Source organism: Microbacterium sp. MDV22-iso44, from assembly GCF_058629135.1.
This window is the reverse complement of sequence record NZ_JBZVWS010000002.1, coordinates 157,098-176,529: the sequence shown is the minus strand read 5'-3', so window position 1 is coordinate 176,529 and position 19,432 is coordinate 157,098. Positions and strand designations below refer to the sequence as shown.

17 protein-coding genes are annotated in these 19,432 nt (G+C 70.5%); 8 read left to right on the top strand and 9 right to left on the bottom strand.

Annotation, left to right across the window (positions count from 1 at the left end):
• Positions 1-4 precede the first annotated feature (4 nt).
• Complete coding sequence (locus AC4NN1_RS07610) at positions 5-2,239, top strand: MMPL family transporter (protein ID WP_491954951.1); 2,235 nt, start codon at positions 5-7, stop codon at positions 2,237-2,239.
• Positions 2,240-2,248: 9 nt separating this feature from the next.
• Here AC4NN1_RS07610 and AC4NN1_RS07605 read toward each other — a convergent pair whose 3' ends face one another.
• Positions 2,249-2,638, bottom strand: a complete 390-nt coding sequence (locus tag AC4NN1_RS07605) for a DUF3054 domain-containing protein (protein ID WP_018187062.1) — start codon at positions 2,636-2,638, stop codon at positions 2,249-2,251.
• Positions 2,639-2,701: 63 nt separating this feature from the next.
• On the opposite strand from AC4NN1_RS07605, the gene AC4NN1_RS07600 reads away from it, so the two are divergent.
• The 5 genes from AC4NN1_RS07600 (at position 2,702) to AC4NN1_RS07580 (ending at position 8,093) form a co-directional block, all read left to right on the top strand.
• Positions 2,702-3,319 carry an isochorismatase family protein gene (locus tag AC4NN1_RS07600; protein ID WP_336123291.1) on the top strand — a complete coding sequence of 206 codons (618 nt, stop codon included), beginning with the start codon at positions 2,702-2,704 and terminating at the stop codon, positions 3,317-3,319.
• Positions 3,316-4,011 (top strand): DUF2510 domain-containing protein, encoded by a 696-nt coding sequence (locus tag AC4NN1_RS07595; protein WP_491954950.1) that lies wholly within the window; start codon positions 3,316-3,318, stop codon positions 4,009-4,011. The genes AC4NN1_RS07600 and AC4NN1_RS07595 overlap by 4 nt, the downstream gene beginning before the upstream one ends.
• A gap of 62 nt (positions 4,012-4,073) precedes the next feature.
• Positions 4,074-5,261 (top strand): glycosyltransferase, encoded by a 1,188-nt coding sequence (locus AC4NN1_RS07590; RefSeq protein WP_491954949.1) that lies wholly within the window; start codon positions 4,074-4,076, stop codon positions 5,259-5,261.
• Positions 5,262-5,340: 79 nt separating this feature from the next.
• A complete protein-coding gene (locus AC4NN1_RS07585) occupies positions 5,341-7,152 on the top strand; it encodes a glycoside hydrolase family 15 protein (protein ID WP_491954948.1) in 1,812 nt (603 codons plus the stop codon).
• 17 nt (positions 7,153-7,169) lie between these two features.
• On the top strand, positions 7,170-8,093 hold the full coding sequence (locus AC4NN1_RS07580; protein WP_491954947.1) for an SDR family oxidoreductase: 924 nt from the start codon (positions 7,170-7,172) through the stop codon (positions 8,091-8,093).
• Positions 8,094-8,150: 57 nt separating this feature from the next.
• Here AC4NN1_RS07580 and AC4NN1_RS07575 read toward each other — a convergent pair whose 3' ends face one another.
• From AC4NN1_RS07575 to AC4NN1_RS07565, 3 genes are read right to left on the bottom strand one after another with little or no spacing between them, the layout of a single operon-like run.
• Positions 8,151-9,680 carry a tripartite tricarboxylate transporter permease gene (locus AC4NN1_RS07575; protein WP_491954946.1) on the bottom strand — a complete coding sequence of 510 codons (1,530 nt, stop codon included), beginning with the start codon at positions 9,678-9,680 and terminating at the stop codon, positions 8,151-8,153.
• Position 9,681: 1 nt separating this feature from the next.
• On the bottom strand, positions 9,682-10,278 hold the full coding sequence (locus tag AC4NN1_RS07570) for a tripartite tricarboxylate transporter TctB family protein (protein ID WP_020098209.1): 597 nt from the start codon (positions 10,276-10,278) through the stop codon (positions 9,682-9,684).
• The gene (locus tag AC4NN1_RS07565; protein WP_020098210.1) at positions 10,275-11,369 is read right to left on the bottom strand and encodes a tripartite tricarboxylate transporter substrate binding protein; all 1,095 of its coding nucleotides are present in this window, start codon (positions 11,367-11,369) and stop codon (positions 10,275-10,277) included. Before AC4NN1_RS07565 ends, AC4NN1_RS07570 begins: the two co-directional genes overlap by 4 nt.
• Positions 11,370-11,428: 59 nt before the next feature.
• On the opposite strand from AC4NN1_RS07565, the gene AC4NN1_RS07560 reads away from it, so the two are divergent.
• Positions 11,429-12,691, top strand: coding sequence for a sensor histidine kinase (locus AC4NN1_RS07560; protein WP_491954945.1), 1,263 nt, complete (start codon positions 11,429-11,431; stop codon positions 12,689-12,691).
• On the top strand, positions 12,688-13,401 hold the full coding sequence (locus tag AC4NN1_RS07555; RefSeq protein ID WP_491954944.1) for a response regulator: 714 nt from the start codon (positions 12,688-12,690) through the stop codon (positions 13,399-13,401). The genes AC4NN1_RS07560 and AC4NN1_RS07555 overlap by 4 nt, the downstream gene beginning before the upstream one ends.
• A 66-nt stretch (positions 13,402-13,467) precedes the next feature.
• On the opposite strand, the gene AC4NN1_RS07550 is transcribed toward AC4NN1_RS07555, so the two are convergent.
• Genes AC4NN1_RS07550 through AC4NN1_RS07530 form a run of 5 tightly spaced genes read right to left on the bottom strand, consistent with a single transcriptional unit; the run spans position 13,468 to position 19,427 of the window.
• Positions 13,468-15,708, bottom strand: a complete 2,241-nt coding sequence (locus AC4NN1_RS07550) for an exo-beta-d-1,3/1,6-glucosidase (RefSeq protein WP_491954943.1) — start codon at positions 15,706-15,708, stop codon at positions 13,468-13,470.
• Complete coding sequence (locus AC4NN1_RS07545; protein WP_018187077.1) at positions 15,705-16,718, bottom strand: ABC transporter permease; 1,014 nt, start codon at positions 16,716-16,718, stop codon at positions 15,705-15,707. The genes AC4NN1_RS07550 and AC4NN1_RS07545 overlap by 4 nt, the downstream gene beginning before the upstream one ends.
• 2 nt (positions 16,719-16,720) lie before the next feature.
• Complete coding sequence (locus AC4NN1_RS07540; RefSeq protein ID WP_311859335.1) at positions 16,721-17,800, bottom strand: ABC transporter permease; 1,080 nt, start codon at positions 17,798-17,800, stop codon at positions 16,721-16,723.
• On the bottom strand, positions 17,797-18,606 hold the full coding sequence (locus AC4NN1_RS07535) for an ABC transporter ATP-binding protein (protein ID WP_018187079.1): 810 nt from the start codon (positions 18,604-18,606) through the stop codon (positions 17,797-17,799). The genes AC4NN1_RS07540 and AC4NN1_RS07535 overlap by 4 nt, the downstream gene beginning before the upstream one ends.
• Positions 18,603-19,427: an ABC transporter ATP-binding protein gene (locus AC4NN1_RS07530; protein WP_018187080.1), complete on the bottom strand. Its 825-nt coding sequence runs from the start codon at positions 19,425-19,427 to the stop codon at positions 18,603-18,605. Before AC4NN1_RS07530 ends, AC4NN1_RS07535 begins: the two co-directional genes overlap by 4 nt.
• Positions 19,428-19,432: the final 5 nt, after the last annotated feature.

The following is a 19,432-nucleotide window of genomic DNA, read 5'->3' as shown; positions in this document are numbered from 1 at the left end:
GTATATGTCTCCTGCATCGACGCCCTCGCGATGGCTGCGCATCGCGCTTCCGCTCGTCCTCGTCGTCATCTGGCTGGCCGGAGGGTCGCTCGGCGGACCGTACTTCGGCAAAGTCGACGAAGTCTCGACGAACGACCAATCGAGCTTCCTGCCGCAGAGCGCGGAGTCGACGCAGGTGCAGGAGCGTCTGGGCGATTTCCTCGGCGGGGACGCCATCCCGGCGCTCGTCGTGTTCGATGCCGGCCGCGCTCTCGACGGGCCTCAGCTCGACGCCGTTCAGACGATCGCCGACCGGATCGGGGATCTGACGGGCGTCCAGGAGGTCTCACCGGCGATCCCCTCCGAAGACGGCGAGGCGGCGCAGGTGGTGGTCTCGATCGACTCCGGCGGCGAGGTGACCGACATCGTGGGCGAGGTCCGCGAGCTGGTCGCCGCCGATGCGCCCGACGGCGTCAGAGCGTGGGTCACCGGGCCTGCGGGCTTCACCGCCGACCTCGCCACGGGCTTCACCGGGATCGACGGGCTCCTGCTGCTGGTCGCCCTCGGCGCGGTGTTCGTCATCCTCGTCATCGTCTACCGATCGCCGCTCCTTCCGCTCCTCGTGCTGCTGACCTCGGTGTTCGCCCTCTGCGTGGCGTTGCTGAGCGTGTGGTGGCTCGCCAAGGCAGGCATCGTCGTCCTCAACGGGCAGGTGCAGGGCATCCTGTTCATCCTCGTGATCGGAGCCGCCACCGACTATGCGCTGCTCTACGTCGCCCGCTTCCGCGAGGCCATCGGGGAGGGCCGGAGGAGATGGGATGCCGCGACCGCGGCCTGGCGGGGATCGGTCGAGCCCATCCTCGCCTCGGGCGGTACCGTCATCGCGGGCCTCCTGTGCCTGCTGCTCAGCGACCTCGCGAGCAACCGCGCACTCGGGCCCATCGCTTCGATCGGCATCGCGTTCGCGATGCTCTCGGCGCTCACCTTCCTCCCCGCTCTCCTCGCCCTCGTCGGACGCGCGGCCTTCTGGCCGTTCATCCCCAAGGCGGGCATGACCGATCTCCCGATCGACCTGACACAGCCTGCGCGCGGCCTGTGGGCACGTCTCGCGCGGTTCGTCGCGCGCCGCGCGCGGATCGTGTGGATCGTGTCGACCGTGGTGCTGCTGGCGGCATCCGTCGGCGTCACACAGTTGAAGGCGGACGGCGTTCCGGCGAGCGAGCTGGTCCTCGGGGCGTCGCAGGCGCGAGACGGTCAGGCGGTGCTCGCCGAACACTTCCCGGCGGGATCGGGCAGTCCGCTGTACGTGATCGTCCCCGAGGCGGAGGCTCCGGATGCCGCCGAACTCATCGCCGATCAGGACGGGGTCCGGTCGGTCGGTGTCGTGTCGGCCGACGCTCCGGCCGGGCAGGCGGACGCCACCATCGAGGACGGCGAGCTCGTCCTCACGGCGCAGGGCCCTCCCGGGACTCCGGCGCCGACGGCCACCGTCGACGGCGGCGACGTGATGCTCGTCGCGACGCTCTCGGACGCGGCGGACTCGCTCGCGGCGGAGCAGACCGTGCGGGACCTCCGCGACGCGGTCGCCGGGAGCACGCTCGACGCGGTCGTGGGAGGCACCACCGCCGTCGACCTCGACACCAACGACACGTCGATCCGCGACCGGACGGTGATCATCCCCGTGATCCTCGTGGTGGTGCTGCTGATCCTCATGCTCCTGCTGCGGTCGATCCTCGCGCCGGTCCTGCTGATCCTCAGCGTCATCGTGTCGTTCGCCGCCGCCCTCGGTGTCAGCGCGCTCGTCTTCACCGAGGTCTTCGGCTTCCCCGGCGGAGACCCGGCCGTGCCCCTCTACGGCTTCGTCTTCCTCGTGGCGCTCGGCATCGACTACAACATCTTCCTGATGTCGCGGGTGCGGGAGGAGTCGGTCCGACACGGGACGCGCCGCGGCATCCTCCGCGGTCTGGTCGCCACGGGCGGGGTCATCACCTCGGCGGGGCTCGTGCTGGCCGCGACGTTCGCCGCCCTCGGCGTCATCCAGATCCTGTTCCTCGTGCAGCTCGCCTTCATCGTCGCCTTCGGGGTGCTGCTCGACACGTTCATCGTGCGCTCCCTCCTCGTCCCCGCCCTCGCGTACGACATCGGCAGGACCATCTGGTGGCCCTCGAAGCTCGCGCGCTCGGGCGTCGACGAGACGCCGGAGCCACCCGTCACCGAGGAGATGTCGCGCGCCGAGTACCGGCGGACGCTCGAGCCCTGACGCGCGGGGTCAGCGGGCGCGTCGCCGCACGATGAGTGCGGCGACGGCGCGCCAGCCCACGAGCATCAGGAGCAGGACGGATGCCGCGACGATGACGAAGGCCACCTGCACCCCCTGACCGGTCAACACCCGCAGGAGCATGCCGCCGGCGACGGTGACGATCCACAGGGGGATGCCGGTGCGCCGCACCGCCAGCGGCGCGCGCCACGCCAGCACGCCCAGCCACCCGACGATCAGCGCGAGCAGGAAGGGTCCCGCCGTCGTCGCCAGCCCTGCGAACGCCGCCTCATCATGGCTGGCGCGACCGATCGCGGCGAAGACCGTCACGAGGACGGCGTCGATCCCGAATGCGGCGAGGATCCCGCCGGTCGTGGTGGTCTGGCGGGCGGGGGAGTCCATGCCGCCAGGGTAGTCGCGGCATCCGCCGTCCTCGTCGCGCTCAACTGGTCGTACCCTCGAGTCATGACCCGAGCGCTGTTCATCGTCGATGTGCAGAACGACTTCACCGAGGGCGGCGCCCTGGGAGTCGACGGCGGTGACGCGGTCGCCGCCGCGATCACGGCCCATCTGGCGCGCCACGCCGAGGAGTACGACGTGATCGTCGCCTCGCGCGACTGGCACGACGGTGACGGGGACAACGGAGGGCACTTCTCGACGAGTCCCGACTACATCGACTCGTGGCCCGTGCACTGCGTGGCCGGGACGCCCGGGGCGGACTACGACCCCGGCCTCGACACCTCCGCCGTCACCCACCACGTGAAGAAAGGGCAGGGGATCCCCGCCTATTCGCTCTTCGAGGGCGTGACGGATGCCGGTGAGACGGTCGCCGACATCCTGACCGCCCACGGCGTCGTCGAGGTCGATGTCGCAGGCATCGCGACCGACCACTGCGTGCGCGCGTCGGCTCTCGATGCGATCGCGCACGGCCGGCGCGTGCGGATCCTCACGGACCTGATCGCCGGCGTCGCGCCCGCGCCGAGCCAGGCGGCCCTGGCGGAGCTCGCCCACGCCGGCGCGGAGCTCGTGGCAACCGGCGACGGCGACCGCCCCGCCGCCGACGTCGGTGAGGGCGAGCGGTGAGCCGTCAGGCGCCCGCGGGCTGGTACGCCGATCCGGGGGAGCCCGGACAGCTGCGGTGGTGGGACGGCTCCGACTGGGCTGCCGACAGGGTCGCGCCGACCCTCGCGCCCGATGCCGCCCCGGCCGTCACGACGCCGCCGGCACCGTCGGCACAGCCAGCAGAATCAGCCGCGCCCGCCGCCCCCGCCGCGACGCCCCGGTCAGCTCCGACCGGTGCCGCCCGGAGCGGAACCCCGTCGAGCAGCACCGTCTGGATCTGGCTCGCCATCGCGGCATCCGCTCTGCCCCTGTACACCGGGGTGTTCCTCGACGCCCGGACGATCGTGCGGCTCGGGGGTCCGTCTGGCGGGCTCACCCCCGCGGGCTGGATCGCCGCCGCTCTCGCCCTCCTCGTCGTGATCGACGTCGTCCTCGTCGCGGCCGCCGTCCTCTTCGCGTGCCTCGACCACCGCGCTCTGCGCGGCCGCGGCATCGATGCGCCCTTCGCGTGGGGGTGGGCGGCGCTCGCGTTCGTCCTCACCCTGGGGGTCTACGTCGTCGGGCGCACCGTCGTCGTGCACCGCCGCACGGGCGGCGGTCTCGCACCGCTCTGGACGTGGGCCGCCGTCACGGTCGTCGGCCTCGTCGTGTTCGCCGTGTGGATCGCTGGGTTCTCAGAGGCGGCGTGGGTCGCGGTCACCACGTCGCGCTGAACTTCACGTGATGGACATCTGGGGTTCATCGGCTCCGCACGGCATCCCCTGAGCATGGGGGGATGAGCCGTCCTCGCGTCCTGTCGCTGTACGAAGGCCTGTTCGCCGGTGGTGCGCGGGTGCTGCACACGAACGTCATCACCGGGCTCCACCTCGACGGATCGCACGAGCACGCGGTGCTCTCGATCGCGTCGCAGGCCCGCCGCGAGGGTGCGCTGCAGCCGATGAGCGACGACCCGAGGTACCGGTGGCTGCGCGAGGCGGGTATCGAGGTGTCCGACCTCGGGCGCGAAGCGGGCGCCCTCCCGCCGGGCCCCGAGAGCTTCTCGGACGCCGAGCTCGACGTCGCCGCCGCCGCCGTCGCCCGCGCCGACGTGATCCTCACGCTCAAGGAGCAGCCGCTCGGGCTCCTCCTCGCCCTGGACGCCCGCGGTCTCCTTCCCGACGTCCCGATCGCCGCGTGCCTCCACAGGTCCGACCCGACCCACTCGGGCCCCGCCATGCGCTGGCTGGGGCAGCTGGCGGCATCCGGTCGACTCACCTCGACCATCTCGTGCGCCGAGTCGACGAGCGACGCCTACGCCCGCTTCACGCCGCCGTCCGTGGAGAGGTTCGTGATCCCGAACGGCATCGACCTGGCTCGCTACCGCCCGAAGCCCCATGAGCGGATGCCGCTGCGCACGCGCCTCGGCATCGCGCCGAACGTCCCCGTGATCCTCCTCGCCGCACGCTTCGACGCGATGAAGGACCCCGGGCTCTTCCTCCGCGCGGTCGGTGTGCACGCGGCGCGGGACAGCCGCGCTCAGTACGTCATGTGCGGCGCGGGGATGACCGCCGACAACGCCGCCCTGACGGCGGCGATCGCGGAGGCGGGGGCTCCTGCCGAGCGCGTCCACCTGCTGGGGATCCGCGACGACATGCCCCGCGTCTACCGCGCGGCCGACATCGTCGCACTGACGAGTGCGTTCGGCGAAGCGTCGCCGCTCTGCCTGATCGAAGGCGCCGCGAGCGGAGCGACCCCGGTCACGACGGCGGTGGGGGACTCCGCCCAGGTGGTCGCGGGCATCGGACTCGTCACGCCGCACGACGCGCAGGCGATCGCGTCCGCGTGGACGAGGGTCATCGCGCGCCGACCGGACTACCGGGCGGCCGCGCTGGCGGCGCGTCCCCGCATGGGGGCGGACCGCATGCTCGACGAGTATCGCGGTGCGATCGACGGTCTGGCCGAGCGCGCCGAAGCGGCCGCCTGACGACCCGGCTCCCGTCACACATCGTCGGCAGGGTGTCAACCGGGGCCCCCACCTCCGCCGTCGCGGCGAGACTCGAGCAGTGGCATCCCTCGACGACATCGGCCCCGGCCAGGAACTGCGCAGCTACGCACCGATCGGCGACGGTCGGACGATCGCGCTGATCGGGCTCCGCGGACAGATCGACTGGATGCCGATCCCCGGCATCGACGACCTGCCCATCTTCGGGCGGCTGCTGGACGATGACGCCGGCGGCTGCATCGAGCTCGAACCCGTCGAGGAGTACCAGGTGCGGCGGCGGTACCTGCCGCGCACCAACGTGCTCGTCACGACGTTCACGACCGCGTCGGGCACCGCCACCGTGACCGACGCTCTCGTGACGGGTGTCGCAGGCCGGTTGCCGTGGGCGGAGCTCGCCCGCCGCGTCGACGGCGTCACGGGCGAGATCGCTTTCCGGTGGCGCGTGCAGCCGGGGACATCGCTGAAGACCGCAGCGCCCTGGCACGACCGCGCGAACGACCGCAGCATCCTGCGCTCGGGACTCACGACGATCGGCGTGACCGGACGCGACTACGGCCCGGAGCCCGCGGCGTCGGCGGACGGCATCGCGACGGGGTTGGCGGGCGGCTTCACGACCGCCGAGGGCAGCCGCCACCTGCTGATCATCGTCGGCACGCACGACGAGCCCATCCACTTCCCCGACCCGGACAACGTGGACCGCGGGATCGACCGGACGATCGAGGCGTGGCGCGCCTGGTCGCGCGAGTTCTCGTACGAGGGGCCCTGGGCGCGCGACGTGCAGCGGAGCGCCCTCATGCTCAAGATGCTCATCCACAGTCCCACCGGCGCGATCGCGGCGGCCGCGACGACCTCCCTCCCGGAGGACCTCACCGGTGGGAAGAACTGGGACTACCGGCTCGCCTGGGTGCGCGACCTGGCGTACACCGTCGATGCCCTCATCGGCTTCGGGCTGCGGGAGGAGACCCACGCGGCGATCTCGTGGCTGCTGCGCACGATCCGCCGGCACGGGCCGGAGCTCCACGTCATGTACACCCTCGACGGCGAGCTCGACGGGCACGTCACCGAATACGACGTGCCCGGGTGGCGCGGCATCGGTCCGGTCGTGACGGGCAACCCCGCCCGCGAGCAGGTCCAGCTCGGCGTGTACGGTGACCTGTTCGCCATCTGCCGGGCGTACGTCGAGGCGGGGAACGCGCTCGACGTCGAGACCGGACGCATGCTGTCGATGTACGCCGACAAGGTGTGCGACGCGTGGCGGAACCCCGATTCCGGCATGTGGGAGCTTCCCGAGGAACGCCACTACACCTCGTCGAAGATGGGATGCTGGCAGGCTCTCAACGACGCCGTCGCCCTCGCGGAGCTCGGCCAGATCCCCGGGAGCAGCGAGCGGTGGGCGGCCGAGGCATCTCTCGTGCGCGCCTGGGTCGAGGAGCACGGGTGGTCGGAGTCCCGCGGCGCCTACGTCATGGCGCAGGGCAGCCGCGACCTCGACGCATCCGTCCTGCTGCATTCGCTGAGCGGCTTCGACCGGGGTGAGCGGATGTCGCGCACGATCGATGCGCTCACGGGCGAGCTCGGTGAAGGACCGCACCTGTTCCGCTACACCGGGATGCGCGACGAGGAGGCAACGTTCGTCGCGTGCTCCTTCTGGCGTGCCGCGGCGCTCGTCTGCGTGGGCCGGCACGACGAGGGCATCGCGGCGATGAACGAGCTCGTCGCCTCGGGGAACGACGTCGGCATGTTCGCCGAGATGATCGACCCCGACGGCGGGGCATTCCTCGGCAACCTCCCGCAGGCGCTCAGCCACCTCGCGCTGATCCGCGCCGCACTCACGATCCGCGACCTGGTCGGCGACGACGCCGACGCCCGCTGACGACCATCACGACCACTATGACCACCACGAAGAAGGAGAGCACGATGGCACGCGACCAGTACACGTTCACGAATCCGGTGGAGCTCTACTCGGAGATCGAACCTCGCAAGGGCCACCAGGAGGAGCCCGGCCTCGACGCGGATCTCGCTCCGAAGGCGGACCTCGGCGAGGACAGCTACCGCGGCACCGGCCGCCTCACGGGTCGGAAGGCGCTCATCACGGGCGGCGACTCCGGCATCGGAGCGGCCACCGCGATCGCCTTCGCCCGCGAGGGCGCCCACGTCGCCCTGTCGTACCTGCCCGTCGAGGAGGAGGACGCGCAGCGGATCGCCGGCATTCTCCGCGAGGCCGGCGCGACCGTCCTCACCCTTCCGGGAGACCTACGCGACAAGGACTACTGCGTCGATCTGGTCGCGAAGACCGTCGAGGGCCTCGGCGGCCTCGACATCGTCGTCAACAACGGCGGCAAGCAGATCTTCAACAAGGATCTGACGACCCTCGAGGACCAGCAGTTCGACGACACGTTCACGACGAACGTCGACGCGATGTTCTGGATCACCAAGGCGGCGCTGCCGCACCTGCCGGCGGGCGCGACGATCATCAACACGACGTCGATCCAGGCGTACTCGCCGTCCGAGACCCTCGTCGACTACGCCTCGACGAAGGCGACCATCAACGCCTTCACGAAGGCGCTCGCGCAGCAGCTCGCCCCGAAGGGCATCCGCGTCAACGCGGTCGCTCCGGGACCGATCTGGACGCCGCTGCAGGTGTCGGACGGTCAGCCCCAGGAGAAGATCGAGTCGTTCGGCGAGGAGACCCCGCTCGGACGCATGGGCCAGCCCGCCGAGCTCGCCCCGGCCTACGTGTTCCTCGCGTCGGCCGAGTCGAGCTACGTCCTCGGCGAGACCCTCAACGTCAACGGCGGTATGCCGACGCCGTAAGCGCGGACGACGAAGGCCCCGATGCGCTGCGCATCGGGGCCTTCTCGCGTCTGCGCGTCAGACGCCGACCGTCTCCTTCGCGAGGGCCTTCGTCTGCCTGCGGGCGACGACCTTGCCGCGGATCGAGAACACCAGGACCGCGGCGAGCAGCGCGTAGAGCGTGATCGAGATGGGTCCTTGCACGAGCACCGAGAAGTCGCCGTTGGCGCTCATCGCGGCGTCCCGAAGGCTCGTCTCGGCCAGCGGCCCCAGCACCATGCCGATGATGAGCGGCGCGAGCGGGAAGTCGAGCGCCCGCATCAGGAAGCCGAGCAGCCCGATACCGAGCAGCATCACGAGGTCGAACGTCGAGCCCGACGTGGCGTAGATGCCGAGCCCGCAGAACAGCGTGATGCCGGCGTAGAGGTAGGGGCGGGGGATCAGCAGGAGCTTCGCCCAGAGCATCGCGAACGGCAGGTTCAGGATGAGAAGGACCACCATCGCGATGAAGAAGCTCGCCAGCAGGGCCCAGACGAGCTCGGGAGCGCGGTCGAACAGGAGCGGACCGGGCTGCAGGCCGTACTGGCGGAAGGCCGCGAGCATGATCGCCGCGGTCGCCGAGATCGGCAGGCCGAGAGCCAGCAGGGCGCCCATCGCCATGCCGGTCGTCGAGTTGCCGGCGGCCTCGGGCGCGGCGAGCCCCCGGATCGCACCCTTGCCGAACATGGGGTTCTTGCGGCGCTTGTCGAGTCGCTTCTCGAGGCCGTAGGCCAGGAAGGTCGGGATCTCCGACCCACCGGCCGGGATGACGCCGAACGGCAGGCCGATCGCGGTGCCGCGCAGCCACGCGGGGGTCGCTTCTTTGAGCTCGCGGCGGCTCAGCCACGGGCGACCCGTCGGCCGGATGAGCGCCTTGTTCGTCATGTGGCGCTCGAGGCAGGCGACGTAAATGACCTCGCCGAGCGCGAGGATCGCAACCGTGACGGTGACGAGCGAGATGCCGTCGAACAGGTTCGGCGAGTCCATCGTGAACCGGGGCGCGCCCGAGACGCCGTCGATGCCGATCACGGCGATGCCGAGGCCGATGAACAGCGACGTCAGCCCCTTGATGGCGCTGTCGGCCACCACCGACGAGGTCGCGGCGAACGCGAAGACGGCGAGGGCGAAGAACTCCGCCGGCCCGAACCTGCTCGAGAAGTCGGCGAGGGCGGGAGCGACGAAGACGACCACGATCGAGGCGACCATGCCGCCGATGAACGCGCCGATGGCGGCGGTGGCGAGCGCCTGCGCGGCCCGACCGTTCAGCGCCATCTTGTGCCCCTCGAACGTCGAGGCGATGGCGGATGCCTGACCTGGTGTGTTCATCAGGATGCCCATCGTCGAATCGCCGAAGAGCCCACCGAAGTAGACGCCGGCGAACATGATGAACGCCGCGGTCGGGTCGAGCGAGAAGGTGATGGGGAGCAGGAGTGCGACGGCCATCGACGATCCGAGCCCCGGAAGCACGCCCACGGCGGTACCGAGGAGGCATCCGATCAGGACCCACATCAGGTTCGCGGGGGTGAGTGCGCCGGCGAAGCCTTCGCCGAGAAGTGTCAGGACGTCCATGTCAGAACCCTCCGAGGATGCCGGACGGGAGGGGCATCCCGAGGGCCATGTCGAAACCGATGTAGGCGAGCGAACTGAGCGTGAAGCCCACGATCAGACTGTGGATGGGCCGGGTCGCTCCGAACGCCTTCGCGACGCACCAGAAGAGCAGGCCCGCCGCGATGATCCACCCGAGGAATTCGAGCAGGAAGGCGAAGGCGAGGAACGGGAGGACCACCCAGGCGAACGAGCGGATGTCGACGCGCACCGGTGTCGCCGCGGGCTCTTCACCCGCCGCTTCGGCCCGCGCCGCTTCGATCTCGGCCGTCAGGGCGTCGGGCGTCGCTCGGATCTCGCGGACCGCTCCGACCGCGAGCACGGCGGCGAAGGCGTAGAGGCCCCCCGCGATGATGCCGGGGAAGAACTGCGGACCGGGGAAGTCGGTGCCTTCCGGCACCCGCATCGTCAGGATGCCGACGACGAGGTACGTCGCGAATGCGGCGAGGATGAGGGGCATCGTGAGCCCCTTCAGCAGGGCGGCGGCTCCGGGGCCCGAGACCAGACGCAGGCGCTGGCCGACGACGGCGGATGCCGAGGTGGGGTTGGCGGGGAAGGTCACAGGCCCATCTCCTCGTAGAGACCGCGGATGCGCGTCTCCTCGTCTTTCAGGAACGCGTCGAGCTCGTCGCCCGTGATGATGCGTTCGTTCCAGTGGTAGCGCTCCATCGCGTCGGCCCATTCGGGGGTCGCGACGCTCTCGAGGACGAGTTCGGTCAGGGCTTCGCGCTCGCTGTCCTCGAGGCCGGACGGTGCCGAGAGGGACCGCCAGTTCGTGAGCGAGACGTCGTACCCCTGCTCGATGGCCGTGGGGATGTCGATCCCCTCGACGGGCTCGTTCGCGACGAGGGCGAGGGCGCGCAGGCGCCCGGCCTCGATCTGATCGATGTTGTCGGGGTAGCCGCCGGCGGCCGCCTTCGCGGTGCCGTTCAGGAGGGCCTGGATCGCCTCGCCGCCGCCGTCGGACGAGATGTACGTGGTGTCGACGGGGTCGATACCGGCCGAGAGTGCGAGATCGGTCACGACCAGCTGGTCGAACGATCCGCCGCCGGTCCAGGGGAGGGCCTTCGGGTCCTCCTTCCAGCCCTGCACCAGGTCGTCGAGGGTCTCGTACGGGGAGTCGGCGGGGACGACGATGACGTCGTACTCCTCGACGACCACGGCGAGAGGCGTGACGTCGTCGAGCGTCGCGGACGAGTTGAACTGGATCGTCGCGGCCAGCAGGCCCGTGCCGCCCACGAGCATGTTGTTCGGCTGACCCTCGAGGACCGAGACGTTGCCGAGGGCGATCGTGCCGCCGGCGCCCGGCATGTTGACGACCTGCACGTTGTTGACCAGGCCGTTCGCCTTCTGCGCCTGCTGCAGTTCGCGGGCGACGCCGTCCCAGCCGCCACCGGCGGCGGCCGGGGCGACGATCGTCATCGACGCGTTGATGTCGTTGCCGGTGCTCGCCGAGGCGATCGAACCGGCGGCCGCCGTGCCGATGGCCGCGGCCGCGATCACACCGCCCACGACGCGGCCGATCACGGTCCTGCGCCGGTTCGGCGGAGCCTGCGGGCTGTCTGTCTGGGTCATCATCGCTCCCTTTCGCGCGGACGTCGTCGTCTCCGCGAGATCGAAATAGGATGACAGCGCGCGGTGCGGCGGCGGCATCCTCCGGCACTTGTTCTCTTAAACGCTCACGCATCGCGCACGGACGGGAATGGTGAACGATGGCGTCTCCGCGGCGGCCCCGCGCGCTCCGGCTCGTGCTGCTCGTCCTGCCCTCGGTCGTCACCCTCGCGGCACTGTCGGCGACGCTCGCGGTCGCGATGACCGTGCAGGAACGCACGATCCGGGACGCGACCGCCGAGCGGGTCATGGGCGTCGCCCAGAGTCTCGCCGATCTCGCCGACGTTCGGACGACGCTTGCGACGGTGACGGATGCCGGGACCCCGGCCGACCTCGCCGACGCCGGCGACCTCGCCGCGGCGACGACGGCGCTGCAACCGATCGCCGAGCTCGTGGGGGAGTCCGCGGGCGTCTACTACGTCGTCATCACCGATGACGAGGGCGTCCGGATCACGCATCCGCTGGCGTCGGAGCGCGGGGTGCAGGTCGAGACGACGAACTCCTCGGTCCTCGGGGGCGAGACCTTCCTCGGCACCGAGCGCGGCGCCTCGGGACCGTCGCTGCGCGCGAAGGTGCCGGTGCTCGCGAGCGATGGGACGGTCGTGGGCATGGTCGCCGTCGGTGTGCTCGAGTCGAGCATCGCCGCCGACCGTGACGCTGCCCTCGCCGCGCTGCTGCCGTGGGGGATCGGCGCGCTCATCGTGGCCTCCCTCGCCAGCTCTGCGCTGACGGCGATGGTCGAGCGCCGCTTCCGGCGAGCGGATGCCGTCGCCGCCGAGAACGCGCAGATGCGTCGCACGACGGTGGCCCTGCGCGAACAGGCGCACGAGTTCGACACGCGGCTCCACGTGATCCACGGGCTCGTCTCGCGCGGAGACGCGGCGGAGGCCCTCGGGTACATCGAGGAGGTGACGCCGGTCCGGACGTCCGGCTCGCCTGACGGCGGCGAGCCGGTTGCGGCGGCGACGATGCATGCGGTGCGCGCGGAGCTCCTCGATCTCGGGGCGCAGGCCGAGTTCGACGTCACCCTCGATCGTGACCTGGACGACGGCGCGGTCTCGGTCGTCACGAACCTGTGTCGGAACGCCGGCGAGGCGGGGGCGCGGCGGGTGCGTTGCGTGCTCCGCGATGCGGACGGGCGCCTGTTCGGCGCCGTCGAGGACGATGGTCCCGGCATCGACCCGAAGGCGGCGGCGCGGATCTTCGCTCAGGGGTTCACCACGAAGGACGACGCGTCGGGCTTCGGTCGCGGCTACGGACTCGACACGGTGCGACGGACCGTGTCGTCGCGGGGCGGCACGATCGAGGTGGGTGCCTCCGCCCTCGGCGGCGCGCGATTCGCCTTCGAGATGGAGCGCGTGTGAGCGAGCGACCGATCCGGGTGCTGGTCGTCGACGACGACCAGGGTGCGCGCGCCCTGCACTGCCGGTTCGTCGATGCGGTGCCGGGGTTCACCGTCGCGGGCGCCGCCGGAACGGGGCGCGACGCGCTCGCGCAGAGCACGGCCGGAATCGACCTCGTCCTGCTCGACATGCGTCTTCCCGACATCAGCGGTATCGAGGTGCTGCACCGGTTGCGCACCTTCGGTGACGCCGGTCCCGACGTGCTCGTCATCAGCTCGTCGCAGGATCAGACCACGGTGCGCCAAGCGCTCGCCGCCCGGGTGGCCGGCTACCTCGTGAAGCCGTTCACGGAGGCCGCGCTCCGCGAACGGTTGGAGCGGTATCGCGAGGAGCGGCAGGCACGCACGGATGCCGGGCGTGAGCGCCCCCTTGCGCAGAGCGACATCGATCGACTGCTGGCGACCGGAGGCATCCGCACCGTGTCTGCGTCGTCGAGCGGGCCGCGTGCGCTCCCGAAGGGCCTGGCGGTGCCGACGTTGGAACGGGTCCTCACGGCGCTGGACCCCGGGACGGGCCGTTCGGTCGTCGAGGTCGCGGAGGCGTGCGAGATGTCGCGCGCGACCGCTCACCGCTATCTGACGCACCTCGCCGAGACGGGCGCGATCGTCGTGTCGCACCGGTACGGCAAACGCGGTCGGCCCGAGGTGCTGTACCGGCTCGCGCCGGGGTGAGGCGGGGAGTCGCCACGGCGAGGGGCGGGTGACACCACGACACCCGCCCCTCGCTGTTCCGTCGCGTCAGCGGATCTCGAACGAGACCGCCCGCAGCACCTCGTCGCGGGACGACGGCCCGATGAGGAGTTCGAACTCCCCGGGTTCCACGATGCGGCGGCCGGCCGCATCCACGATCGTGCAATCCGACGCCGGCAGGTCGATCTCGACCGTGGCGCTCGCACCCGCGGCGAGGTCGACGTGCCGGTAGGTCTTCAGTTCCTTGTCGGCCCAGCTCACCGAGGTCACCGTGTCGCGGACGTACACCTGGACGATCTCGTGCGCGGGGCGCTCGCCGGTGTTGCGCAGCGTGACCCGCGCGCGGACGGTCTCGCCGGCAGAGACGACGGGCGTCAGGACCTCCGCGTCGCCGTACTCGACGGTCGTGTACGACAGGCCGTCGCCGAACGCGAACGCCGGCTGCTGCGTCAGGTCGGCGTAGCGGTCGCCGTGCTGGCCGCGGATCTGGTTGTAGTACGTCGGCTGCTGGCCGGCGTGCCGTGCGAACGAGATCGGCAGGCGTCCAGCGGGTTCGATCTCGCCGAGCAGGAGCTCTGCGATCGCGCGCCCGCCCTGCATGCCGGGGTTCGCGACCCAGACGACGGATGCCTCGCGCACCGACTCCGGCAGGATCAGCGGCTTCGACGCCATCAGCACGACGACGAGCGGCGTGCCCGTCGCGGCCAGGGCGTCGAGCAGGGCGCGTTGCCCGCCGATGAGGTCGAGCGTCGCGGTGGACCGGCCCTCGCCGACGAGCTCGATGCGGTCGCCGACGACCGCGACGACGACATCGGAGCGTTCCGCGAGCGCAACGGCCTCGGCGATCTCGGCGGCGTCGGGCTCCTGCGGTGCGACGATCGGCGGCCGGGGCTGCCCGTCGGGGAAGACACCCGCGGGATCGTCGGTGAGGTTCAGGATGCCGGCGCCCCGGGCGTGCTCGACGGTGCCGCCGCTGAGCTCGCGGAGCCCGTCGAGGACCGTCGTGATCTGGGCGCGAGGGTGGCCGTCCGGCATCCAATCGACCTGCCCGGATGACCCCGCCCAGTCACCGAGCTGCGTCTGCGCGTCGTCGGCGAGCGGACCGACGACGGCGATCCGGCGTGCGGTGGGAGTCAGGGGGAGTGTGCCGTCGTTGCGGAGCAGGACCAGGGAGCGCCGCGCGACCTCGAGGTTGAGGTCGGCGTGGGCGCCCTGCGCGATGACCGTGGCGATGCGTTCCCGGTCGGGCAGGCGGGGGTTCTCGAACAGCCCGAAGCGGAATTTGAGCGACAGGATGCGCGAGACCGCCTGGTCGATGTCGGCCTCGGCCAGCATCCCGCGCTCGACGGCCTCGAGGGCGCCGGCGAAGAACCCGGGCGTCGTCATGACCATGTCGTTGCCGGCCTTCACGGCGGCGGCCGCGGCGCTGGCGTAGTCGGGCTGCACCTTCTGCTCCCACACCATGCGGCCGACGTTGTCCCAGTCGGTGATCAGCGTGCCGGTGTATCCCCACTCGCCCCGCAGTACGTCGCTGAGCAGCCATTCGTTGACCGTGATCGGCACCCCGTCGGTGGTCTGGTAGCCGAGCATGAAGGTGCGGCATCCCTCCCGCGCGACGCGCTCGAACGGCGGCAGGAACCAGGAGCGGAGCTTTCGCCGCGAGATGTCAGCCTCGCTCGCATCGCGGCCGCCCTGCGTCTCGGAGTACCCGGCGAAGTGCTTCGCGGTCGCGAGGATCGCGTCGGGGTCGTCGAGGCCGTCGCCCTGGTAGCCGCGCACCATCGCCGAGGCGAGCTCGCCGATGAGGAACGGGTCCTCACCGAACGTCTCGCCGATGCGCCCCCAGCGGAGGTCGCGCGCGATGCAGAGGACGGGGGAGAACGTCCAGTGGATGCCGGTGGCCGCCACTTCGGCGGCCGTCGCCTTCGCGACGCCCTCGATGAGGTCCGCATCCCACGACGCGGCCATCCCGAGCTGCGTCGGGAAGATCGTCGCGCCCTCCCAGAACGAATGGCCGTGGATGCAGTCCTCGGCGACGAGCAGCGGGATTTGCAGGCGCGTCTGCGAGGTCAGCTCCGCGGCGCGGAGCACCTTCTCGGGGGACGTGTGCAGGATCGAGCCGGCGTGACGCGCGAGCACGATGTGCTCGAGCTCCTCGCGGGCGTCGAACTGCATCATCTGCCCGACCTTCTCGGGCAGCGTCATGCGCTCGAGAAGGTCGGCTACGCGCTCCTCGACCGGCAGGGAGGCATCCAGGTACGCGGCGGAAGCAGTGTCGACGGTCGTCATTCGCGGGCCTCCCGGCGGCTGGTGGGGACCTCGACGGCGCGGACGGCGGTGACGGCGTCGTTGACGTTCAGGCCCTTCTTCTTCATCGCGCGGGCCCGCTCGCCGGCCGAGCGCAGGCGCGGGTTCACGTACTCGTCGATGCCGAAGTTGATGAGCGACAGCGCCACGCCGATGGCGGCGATGCAGAGGCCCGGGGGCAGATACCACCACCACTGGTTCTGGCGGAACGCGCCCTGCGCGCTCGCCCAGTTGAGGATGGTGCCCCAGTTGTAGGTGTTCACCGGGATGACGCCGATGTACGACAGGGTCGTGAGGCCGAGGATCGCGGCCGTCACGGTGCCGACGAAGCTCGCGGCGATGAGCGCCATGAGGTTCGGCAGCATCTCGACGGTGATGATGCGCCGCAGCGGCTCGCCGTTGGCGCGCGCGGCCTGGACGAAGTCGCGGTTGCGGAGCGACATCGTCTGCGCGCGCAGGACGCGCGCGCCCCAGGCCCAGCCGGTGATGCCGAGGACGGCGGCGATGAGGACGAGCGGCGGCTCCTCGAACATCGACGCGACGATGATGATGAGCGGCAGCCCCGGGATGACGAGGAAGACGTTCGTCAGCGCCGAGAGGCCCTCGCTCTTCCACCCCCGGACGTACCCCGAGACGACGCCCACGACGATCGCGATGACCGTCGCGAGGATGGCGGCGAGGAAGCCGACGACGATGACTCCGCGGGTGCCGTGGATGACCTGGCTGAGGACGTCCTCGCCGATGTGGGTGGTCCCGAGCCAGTGCTCGGGGGAGGGCGGCTGGAAGCGCGCGGTGTTGTCGACCTGCGTGGGCGAGAACGGTGCGAGCACGTCCGCGAAGATAGCGACGAGGACGAAGAAGCCGAGGATCACGAGTCCCGTGATGGACTTGGCGTTGCGGAACATCGCGAACGCCGATCCGAGGCGGGCCCAGAACGTGTTCGGCGTCGGGTCCTCGGTGCGGGCCATGCGGATGGTGGCGGTGGTGGTCATGGTCAGGCCTCCGTCTGGCGGGTGCGCGGGTCGAGGAACGCGTAGGCGATGTCGGCGAGGATGTTCGCCACCAGCACCGACAGCGTGATGACCAGGAAGACGCCCTGCATGAGTGCGTAGTCCTTGCCGTTGGTGGCATCCAGCAGCAGCTTCCCGACGCCGGGGTAGCTGAAGACCATCTCCATGACGATCGTTCCGCCGACGATGAAGCCGATCGACAGTGCGAAGCTCTGGATCTGGGGGAGGACCGCGTTGCGGGCGGCGTAGCGCCACAGCACGCGGGAGTTCGGCATGCCCTTGGCCTGCGCGACCGTGATGTAGTCCTCGTCGAGGACGGTGAGCATCATGTTGCGCATGCCGAGCATCCAGCCACCGAGGGAGGCGATGATGATCGTCACCGCGGGAAGTGTCCCGTGGTGGATCACCTGCCCGATGAACTCCGGAGTGAACTCGGGCGAGTAGCCGACGCCGTACGCCTTGCCGATCGGGAACCACTTGAGGTTGACCGAGAAGAGGGCGATGGCGAGCAGCCCCAGCCAGAAGTACGGGATGGTGCTGAGGAAGGTCGTGATCGGGATCATGATCTCGGAGCGGCTGCCGCGGCGCCACCCGATGACGGCGCCGCCGATCGTACCGACGAGGAACGAGATGATCGTGGCGAAGCCGACGAGTCCCACCGTCCACGGCAGGGCCTGGCTGATGACCTCGCCGACGGGACGGAGACCGTGCAGGAGCGAGACGCCGAGGTCGCCGCGGAGCATGAGGCCCCAGTAGTCGATGTACTGCTGCCACATCGACTTGTCGGTGTCGATGCCGAGCAGGGCGCGGAGCGCGTCGGCCGCCTCGGGCGTCACGTTGCGGTTGCGGGCCAGGTACTGGTCGACCGCGTCGCCCTTCATGAGGCGGGGCAGGAAGAAGTTGATCGTGATCGCGGCCCACAACGTGAAGAGGTAGAACAGGGCGCGACTGCCGAGGAAGCGCCACGGGATGCGGGAGCGTCCCTTGACGGTCGTGGTCGCGGTCGTGCCGACCTCGAGCGCGTCGGGCGTCTCGACGGGGAGCTGGGGTTCGACGGCGGTCATCGGGTACCTCCGGAGAGTCCCGGAGCCGACGCGAAGTGGCTCTCGGGGTCGGGGGACGCAGCGCGGAGCTCCTGCGTGTACGGGTTCTGGGGACGCAGGATCACGTCGTCGGCGGTGCCGCTCTCGACGACCTTGCCCTGGTTGAGCACGAGGATCTCGTCGCTGAAGTGGCGCGCGGTCGCGAGGTCGTGGGTGATGTAGAGCACCCCGAGTCCCTCTTCACGCTGCAGGTCGGCGAGGAGGTTGAGGACGCCCATGCGGATCGACACGTCGAGCATCGACACCGGTTCGTCGGCCACGAGCAGGCGAGGGCGGGATGCCAGGGCCCGGGCGATCGCGACGCGTTGCCGCTGCCCGCCCGAGAGCTCGTGAGGGCGTCGATCGATGACGGAGTCGGGCTCGAGGCGAACGCGGTCGAGGAGGCGACGCACCTCGTCTTCGACCTCCCTCTTCGGGACGACGTCGTCCAGGCGCAGGGGTCGCTCGATGTGGTGACGGATCGAGTGGTACGGGTTCAGGGACGCGAACGGGTCCTGGAACACCATCCGCAGCTGCTGCCGGTAGTCGCGCAGGCCCTTGCCGCGGCGGGGGATGGGCTTTCCGTCGAGGCGGATCTCGCCGCTCGTGGGCGTCTCGAGCTGGGTGAGGATCTTGGCGATCGTGGACTTGCCGCTGCCGGACTGGCCGACGAGGCCGATCGTCTGGCCGGAGGAGAGGGTGAACGAGACGTCGTCGAGGGCCTTCATCTGGCCGGCTCCCCGGACGTGGTACACCTTCGTGACGCTGTCGAACTCGAGTGTGGTCATCGGACGACGACCCCCCTTTCACCGGTCAGTCGCGGGAACGAGGACAACAGCGTGCGCGTGTACTCGTGCTGCGGGGCGGTCCAGATGCGCTCGGCGGTGTCGATCTCGACGATCTCGCCCTTGCGCATGATGGCGATGCGGTCGCTGATCTCCAGCAGCAGCGGCAGGTCGTGGGTGATGAAGATGACGGAGAAGCCGAACTCGTGTCGCAACTGCGAGATCTGCTTGAGGATCTCGCGCTGGACGAGGACGTCGAGCGCCGTGGTGGGCTCGTCCATGATCATCAGCTGCGGTCGGAGGGCGAGCGCCATGGCGATCATGACGCGCTGGCGCATGCCGCCGGAGAGTTCGTGCGGGTACGAACGGCTGCGGGCGGCGCCGACCTTGACGATCTCGAGCAGTTCGTTGACCGCGTCGCGTCGTGCGGCCCGGTTCATGTCGGGGCGGTGCACCTCGAAGACGTCGGCGAGCTGCGAGCCGATCGTGGCGACGGGGTTGAGGGCGTTCATCGCGCCCTGGAAGACCATCGAGATCTTGTCCCAGCGGAAGCGGCGCATCTCTTCCGGATCGAGTGAGTTGACGTCGATGTCTTCGCCGGAGACGTCGCGGAAGGTGACGGATCCGCTCGAGATGACGGCGGGCGCCTTGAGCAGGCGCTGCACACCGTAGGCGAGGGTGGTCTTTCCGCAGCCGCTCTCGCCGGCGAGGCCGAGGATCTCGCCGCGGCGCAGTTCGAGGCTGACGTGGGTGACGGCTTCGACCGGCGGGTCGACGTCGTAGACGACGGAGAAGTCGTCGACGGACAGTAACGAATCGCGCATCAGTG

What these genes read in the sequence shown, in the direction of transcription:
- AC4NN1_RS07535 (WP_018187079.1), bottom strand. Translation starts at nt 18,606, where the DNA reads ATGACCACACTCGAGTTCGACAGCGTCACGAAGGTGTACCACGTCCGG.
- AC4NN1_RS07600 (WP_336123291.1), top strand. Translation starts at nt 2,702, where the DNA reads ATGACCCGAGCGCTGTTCATCGTCGATGTGCAGAACGACTTCACCGAG.
- AC4NN1_RS07530 (WP_018187080.1), bottom strand. Translation starts at nt 19,427, where the DNA reads ATGCGCGATTCGTTACTGTCCGTCGACGACTTCTCCGTCGTCTACGAC.
- AC4NN1_RS07590 (WP_491954949.1), top strand. Translation starts at nt 4,074, where the DNA reads ATGAGCCGTCCTCGCGTCCTGTCGCTGTACGAAGGCCTGTTCGCCGGT.
- AC4NN1_RS07565 (WP_020098210.1), bottom strand. Translation starts at nt 11,369, where the DNA reads ATGCCGCCGCCGCACCGCGCGCTGTCATCCTATTTCGATCTCGCGGAG.
- AC4NN1_RS07605 (WP_018187062.1), bottom strand. Translation starts at nt 2,638, where the DNA reads ATGGACTCCCCCGCCCGCCAGACCACCACGACCGGCGGGATCCTCGCC.
- AC4NN1_RS07550 (WP_491954943.1), bottom strand. Translation starts at nt 15,708, where the DNA reads ATGACGACCGTCGACACTGCTTCCGCCGCGTACCTGGATGCCTCCCTG.
- AC4NN1_RS07560 (WP_491954945.1), top strand. Translation starts at nt 11,429, where the DNA reads ATGGCGTCTCCGCGGCGGCCCCGCGCGCTCCGGCTCGTGCTGCTCGTC.
- AC4NN1_RS07580 (WP_491954947.1), top strand. Translation starts at nt 7,170, where the DNA reads ATGACCACCACGAAGAAGGAGAGCACGATGGCACGCGACCAGTACACG.
- AC4NN1_RS07575 (WP_491954946.1), bottom strand. Translation starts at nt 9,680, where the DNA reads ATGGACGTCCTGACACTTCTCGGCGAAGGCTTCGCCGGCGCACTCACC.
- AC4NN1_RS07610 (WP_491954951.1), top strand. Translation starts at nt 5, where the DNA reads ATGTCTCCTGCATCGACGCCCTCGCGATGGCTGCGCATCGCGCTTCCG.
- AC4NN1_RS07545 (WP_018187077.1), bottom strand. Translation starts at nt 16,718, where the DNA reads ATGACCACCACCGCCACCATCCGCATGGCCCGCACCGAGGACCCGACG.
- AC4NN1_RS07540 (WP_311859335.1), bottom strand. Translation starts at nt 17,800, where the DNA reads ATGACCGCCGTCGAACCCCAGCTCCCCGTCGAGACGCCCGACGCGCTC.